The organism is bacterium (assembly GCA_024226335.1).
Lineage (GTDB): Bacteria > Myxococcota_A > UBA9160 > SZUA-336 > SZUA-336 > JAAELY01.
Genome location: JAAELY010000498.1, coordinates 1 through 610, shown reverse-complemented (window position 1 = coordinate 610; position 610 = coordinate 1). Strand labels below are relative to the sequence as shown.

The following is a 610-nucleotide window of genomic DNA, read 5'->3' as shown; positions in this document are numbered from 1 at the left end:
GCGCAACCCACGGCCAGAGCATGACTTGCACAGCGGTACGATAGGCCGATGACGGCCGACTACTTCCCTCTGCGCGCCCTGCTGCTGACGGTCTCAGGCTGGGTCAATCGCGAGCAGCAGCACACGATCGAGTACCTGGTCGAGGAGAACCGCGTCCTCAAGGAGCAGTTCAAGGGTCGGAAGCTCCGGCTGAACGATGACCAACGTCGGCGCCTGGCCGCGAAAGGCAAGCAGCTCGGGCGACGCCTACTGAATCGCGTCGCGACCATCGTCACGCCGGACACCATCATGCGCTGGCACCGTCGGCTGATAGCGCTCAAGTGGACCCACGTGAAGTCCACGCCTGCTCGTCGCGGGATCATGAAGGCAATCCGAGAGCTCATCGTGCGCATGGCTCTGGACAATTCGACCTGGGGATACACACGGATCCAGGGCGAGCTGAAGGACGTCGGCCACCGCGTCGGACGAGGCACGATCGCGAGCACGCTCAAGGACAACGGCATCAAGCCAGCGCCGGATCGTCCCTCGTCGTGGAAGGCGTTCCTCAAAGCGCACTGGGGCGGGATCGCTGCGACGGACTTCTTCACCACCGAGGTCTGGACCCCGAGAG

General features: G+C 64.1%; 1 protein-coding gene. It reads left to right on the top strand.

What is annotated here, in order from left to right; all coding sequences use genetic code 11:
- Nucleotides 1–48: 48 nt before the first annotated feature.
- A partial coding sequence (locus tag GY725_24380) for a hypothetical protein (GenBank protein MCP4007333.1) occupies nucleotides 49–610 on the top strand: 562 nt, incomplete at its 3' end.